Annotated in this window: 4 protein-coding genes and 1 pseudogene; 4 read left to right on the forward strand and 1 reads right to left on the reverse strand. The window is 69.8% G+C overall.

Features of this window, described 5'->3' with window-relative positions:
- From ABZX92_RS44905 to mmuM, 4 genes and pseudogenes are all read left to right on the forward strand, one after another.
- Positions 1-157: pseudogene (locus tag ABZX92_RS44905) on the forward strand (cellobiohydrolase); the annotation flags it as partial.
- Between the two features lie 17 nt (positions 158-174).
- Complete coding sequence (locus tag ABZX92_RS44910) at positions 175-2,553, forward strand: endo-1,4-beta-xylanase (protein ID WP_355572163.1); 2,379 nt, start codon at positions 175-177, stop codon at positions 2,551-2,553.
- Between the two features lie 238 nt (positions 2,554-2,791).
- A complete protein-coding gene (locus ABZX92_RS44915; RefSeq protein ID WP_355572165.1) occupies positions 2,792-3,826 on the forward strand; it encodes a LacI family DNA-binding transcriptional regulator in 1,035 nt (344 codons plus the stop codon).
- 49 nt (positions 3,827-3,875) lie between these two features.
- Positions 3,876-4,763: a homocysteine S-methyltransferase gene (gene mmuM / locus ABZX92_RS44920; protein WP_355572167.1), complete on the forward strand. Its 888-nt coding sequence runs from the start codon at positions 3,876-3,878 to the stop codon at positions 4,761-4,763.
- On the opposite strand, the gene ABZX92_RS44925 is transcribed toward mmuM, so the two are convergent.
- On the reverse strand, positions 4,752-5,734 hold a 983-nt coding region (locus ABZX92_RS44925; protein ID WP_355572169.1), incomplete at its 5' end, for a cellulose binding domain-containing protein. The genes mmuM and ABZX92_RS44925 overlap by 12 nt on opposite strands.

Genomic DNA, 5,734 nt, shown 5'->3' on the forward strand with positions numbered 1-5,734 from the left:
GGGCAAGGGCTTCGACCGGATGTGCGACCCGACGTACACCGGAAACCCGCGCAACGGCAACAGCATGTCCGGTGCGCTCGGCGACGCCCCGCTGTCCGGACACTGGTTCTCCGCGCAGTTCCAAGAGCTCATGCGCAACGCCTACCCGGCCCTCTAGAAAGGACAGACGCGCACATGAAACGCCTCTTCTGTGCGCTGGTCCTGTTGTTGTCGGCCGTCGTCGCCACCCCGGCGGCGACGGCGGCCGGCGACGGATACTGGCACACCAGCGGAGCTCGCCTCCTCGACTCCGCTGGTGCGCCGGTGCGCATGACCGGCATCAACTGGTTCGGACTGGAAACAGACACCTACAGCCCGCACGGCCTCTGGGCGCGCAACTACCGCGAGATGCTCGACCAGATCAAGTCGTTGCGCTACAACGTGGTTCGTCTCCCGTACGCCTCGCAGCTGTTCGACTCCGTCACTCCGAACGGCATCGATTTCGCGAAGAACCCCGACCTCGCCGGGTTGTCCGGCGTCCAGATCATGGACAAGATCGTCGAGCACGCGGGCCGGATCGGTCTGAAGATCGTGCTCGACCGGCACCGGCCGAGCTCCTCCGGTCAGTCGGCGCTCTGGTACACCGACGCGTATCCGGAGACCCGGTGGATCAACGACTGGGTGATGCTGGCGCGCAGGTACGCCGGCAACGCCACGGTGATCGGCGCTGACCTGCACAACGAGCCGCACGACCCGGCCTGCTGGGGTTGCGGGGACGTGTCGAGGGACTGGCGGCTGGCCGCGGAACGCGCGGGCAACGCGGTGCTCGCGGCGAACCCGAACTGGCTGATCATCGTCGAGGGTGTCAGCGGCGACTACTGGTGGGGCGGCAACCTGCAGGGCGCGGCGGCGGCGCCCGTGCGGTTGAACGTGGCCAACCGGCTCGTCTACTCGGCGCACGACTACGCGACCTCGGTGTACGAGCAGTCGTGGTTCAAGGATCCGGCGTTCCCGTCGAACCTGGCCGGGATCTGGGACCGCAACTGGGGCTATCTGGTGAAGAACAACGTCGCGCCGGTGTGGCTCGGCGAGTTCGGCACCACCCTGGCCGATCCGCGCGATCGGGTGTGGCTGAAGACGTTGCTGGAGTACCTGAACAACGGCTTCAGCTTCGCGTTCTGGTCGTGGAACCCCAACTCCGGGGACACCGGCGGGATCCTGAACGACGACTGGACAACCGTCAACACGACCAAGCAGGCCTACCTCGACCCGTACCTCGGTGGCTCACCACCAGGACCGGGACCGGGGCCTGAGCCGTCCGGGCCGTGCAAGGTCGCCTACAGCGTGCCGAACGACTGGGGTTCCGGGTTCACCGGCGCGGTGTCGATCACGAACACCGGGACCACACCGATCAACGGGTGGACGCTGACGTTCGCCTTCCCCGGCAACCAGAGGATCTCCAACGGCTGGAACGCCACCTGGACGCAGACCTCGGCGACGGCGCTGGACTGGAACCGGACCATCGCGCCCGGCGCCACCGTGTCGGGCCTCGGGTTCAACGCGACCTACAGCGGCGCCAACAACCCGCCGCCGGAGTTCCAGCTCAACGGCAAGCTGTGCAACGGGCCGAGTGCGGCCAAACCGTTGCGGGACTTAGCCGCTACCAGGGGGAAGTACTTCGGCAGCGCGATGACCGTGTCCGAGCTGGAGGACACGCAGAACCGTGAGCTGACCGCACGCGAGGCCGGTGTCATCACCGTCGGCAACGAGCTGAAGTGGGATGCCACCGAACCCTCTCGCGGGCAGTTCACGTTCACCGGCGGCGACCGGATCTGGGCGGGTGCGGTCGCCGCCGGCCAACGCGTGCGCGGGCACACGCTGGTGTGGCACAACCAGACGCCGCAATGGGTGCAGGACCTGCCGGCCGACCAGCTGCGGCAGGCGATGCTCGACCACATCGCGGCGGTGGCCGGGCACTACCGCGGCAAGGTGTTCGCCTGGGACGTCGTCAACGAGGCGTTCGAGGAGAACGGCACGCGGCGGCAGTCGTTCTGGCAGCAGAAGCTCGGCGACGGCTACCTCGCGGAGGCGTTTCGAGCGGCCCGGGCCGCCGATCCGGAGGCCAAGCTGTACTACAACGACTACAACACCGACGGGCTCGGCGCGAAGAGCGACGCCGTGTACGAGCTGGTGCGGTCGTTCAAGCAGCAGGGCGTGCCGATCGACGGCGTCGGGTTCCAGGGGCACCTGCTGCTGGGCGGCGTGCCCTCGTCCATGCAGCAGAACCTGCAACGGTTCGCGGACCTCGGTGTGGACGTCGCGATCACCGAGCTGGACGTGCGGATGACGCTGCCCGCGGACTCCGCGAAGCTCGCGACCCAGGCGTCCGACTACAGCGCGGTGGCACGGGCGTGTCTGGCGGTGGCCCGGTGCGTCGGGATCACCACGTGGTCGCTGTCCGACAAGCACTCGTGGATCCCGTCGGTGTTCCCGGGCCAGGGGGCGGCGCTGCCGTTCGACGAGGCGTTCGCCCCCAAACCCGCGTACCGCGCACTGGCCGCGGCCTTCGGGTGAGCTTCCCATGTGAACGTGCTCACGCTCCGTGCCGCCGCCGGTACGGCACGGAGCGGGGGTGCGAAACTCCGTTGAGCTGCAAGAAGCCTCTGTTCAGGAACTTTCCAGACGACACGATTCGTCTGGACCACGTTTCACCAGCAATGTTAACGCGAACATTACCCTTGAGTTCACCTGAACGTGATCCCTATCGTGTCGGGAACGCATCGGGTGATGTGGGTTCGCGAGAGGGGTCGGTGTGGTCACCATCGCGGACGTAGCGCGGCATGCAGGGGTCGCCCCGAGCACTGTTTCGTACGTGCTCACGGGCAAGCGGTCGATCTCGGCGGACACCAAGTCGAGGGTGCGCGAGAGCATCAGGGCGCTCGGCTACCTCCCGCACGCGGGGGAGCGCGCCCTGAACGCCAGCCGGTCGAACGTGATCGGGCTGGTGCTGCCGTTGCGCGCCGGGCTCCACCTGCCGGTGATGATGCGGTTCGTCACGGCGGCCGTGACGTCCGCGCGCAGGCACGACATGGACGTGCTGCTGATGACGGCCGAGGACGGCGGGCCCGGCCTGCGCAGAGCCGCGGACAACGCCCAGGCCGACGGTTTCCTGGTGCTGGACGTGGAGATGGACGACGAACGGGTGCCCGTGCTGCGGGACCTCGCGAAGCCGTCCGTCCTCATCGGACATCCCGCGGCGACGAAGGGCCTCACCTGCGTCGACCTCGACTTCGAGGCGGCCGGGGCGAAGTGCGTCGACCACCTCGCCGACCTCGGGCACCGCTCGATCGGCTTCCTCGGCGCCCCGAGCGCGGTCTACCGGCGCAACACGGGCTTCGCCCACCGCGCGATGGCCGGGTTCAGCGCGGCCGCCATGCGCCGCGGCATCGCCACCACGGCCATGCCCGCGGAGGAGGACTACGAGTCGGTGCTCAGGTCCGTCCAGGCGCTGATCCGCGCGCACCCGGCGATGACCGCGCTGGTCGTGCACAACGACGCGGCGCTCGGCTGGGTGAGCTCGTGCCTGCGCGCGTCCGGGCGCAAGGTGCCCGGCGACGTCGCCGTGGTCGCCATCTGCCCGGACGAGATCGCCGAGCAGGTGACGCCGCCGCTGACGTCGGTGCGGCTGCCGGTGGACGAGCTCGGCCGGCACGCCGTGGAGCTCCTGGTGGGCAAGCTGGAGGGGCGCGCGGTGCCACCCCTGCTGTTGCTGCCGCCGCGGTTGTCCCGGCGCGTCAGCACCCCGGAGCTGGCCACGGCTCGCTACGGGGCGGCCTCGTCGAGCTGACCGACGCGGCGGAACCGCAGGTCGTGCGGCGCGGACGTAGGATCGCGGAGTGGAACTCGCGGATGCCTTGGCGCGCAAAGTGGTGGTGCTCGACGGCGGCATGTCGACGGCGTTGGAGCTGGCCGGGCACGACCTGTCCGACGCGTTGTGGTCGGGCAGGTTGCTGCTCACCGAACCGGACGCCGTGCGTGACGCACACCTGGCCTTCTACCGCGCGGGTGCCGAGGTCGCGATCACTTCGAGCTACCAGGTCACGTTCGAAGGCTTTGCCCGGCAGGGAGTCGGCGCGGACGAGACCGCGCGGCTGTTGCGTTCCAGCGTCGCACTGGCCCGGTCCGCTGCCTCCGATGTGGACGGACCACGCTGGGTGGCGGCGTCGGTCGGACCGTACGGCGCGATGCTGGCGGACGGCTCGGAGTACCGCGGCCGGTACGGGCTGACCCGGCAGCAACTCGTGGAGTTCCACCGGCCCCGCATCGAGGAGCTGGCTCAGGCCGAACCCGATGTGCTCGCCGTCGAAACGGTTCCGGACGTCGACGAGGCGGAGGCGGTGCTCGACGTGGTGCGGGGCAGTGGCGTGCCGATGTGGCTCTCCTACAGCATTCGCGGCGACCGAACGTGTGCCGGGCAGCCGCTGGAGGAGGCGTTCGCGGTCGTCGCGGGCATCGACGAGGTGGTCGCGGTCGGCGTGAACTGCTGCGCGCCCGAGGATGTCGCGCACGCGGTCACCGTCGCGAGCAAGACCGGGCTGCCCGTGGTCGTCTATCCCAACAGCGGCGAGCAGTGGGACGCCGACCAGCGCACGTGGACCGGTGACGGTACCGGGTTCTCGGCGCTCGCGGGGGAGTGGGCCGGGCGCGGCGCCAGGCTGGTCGGCGGGTGCTGCCGGACCGGCCCGGACGCCATCGAAGTCCTCGCCCGGGCACTAGCCGACTGAGCACTCCTTGCCGCTCAACGTGAACGTCTTGGGCTGGACGTTCGGGCCCGACGTACCGGCGTTGAAGCGCAACGACACCTGCCCGCCCGCGGGTATCGCACCGCCGTCCTGGCTGATGGCCGTGACGTCCGCACCGTACTGGTAGGCCGTCATGCCCCACGTCTCCCTGATCCGCTGACCGCTCGGGAACCGCCACTGCAGGTTCCACTGCTCGAACGGCTTCCGCGTGTTGTTGCGGACGATCAGCTCGGCGTGGAAGCCATCGGCCCACGTCTTGGCGACGCGGTAGCTGACCGAACAGTCCTTCTGCGCGGGCGGTGGGGTGGTGGTCGGGGCGGGCGGTGCAGGCGGGGGTGGTGGGGGAGCGGGCGCCGGGCTGGTGTCCTGGCCCTGGCACGGCGGACCCCAGAGACCGAGGCCGGCCTGCTGCGCCACCTTCTCCGGATCGGTGAGGACCGGGTCGTCCTTCTCGGCGCGGACCACGCCCTTGCTCACCGCGAGGGTGGCGTAGTCGGTCTGGTCGGGAGTGTTGGCCAGCCGCAACGTGATCGCCGCCTCCGAAGCGCGGCTGTAGCGCACCGGCTTGCCCAGCAAGGTGTCCTGGGCGAACTTGAGCGCGCCCGCCTGCCAGCACTCGCCCGGCGCGGCGAGCCCGATCACGCGCGCCTTCAGGCCGTTGGACAAGCCCACCGTGCGGCCGTCGACGACCTCCTCGACCGTCTCGGGCGGCGGTGGGAGGACGGTGACCCCGTGCGACGGCGAGGTCGTCAGCTGCGACGACCCGGCGGTGTTCTCGACGGCGCTCGTGGTGCACGCGGCCGCGAGCAGCACGGCGAACGGCGTGTACAGGATCGGCCGGTGGTGCAGCGGTCTCAATGATCCCCCGGTGCTGTGCGGAGCGCGCCCTGGTGGCGGCGCAGCGTACCCCGAAAAGTGCCGTTCGACGCCGATCGAGTCGAACGGCGTCGAAC

The organism is Lentzea sp. NPDC006480 (genome assembly GCF_040611995.1).
GTDB lineage: Bacteria > Actinomycetota > Actinomycetes > Mycobacteriales > Pseudonocardiaceae > Lentzea.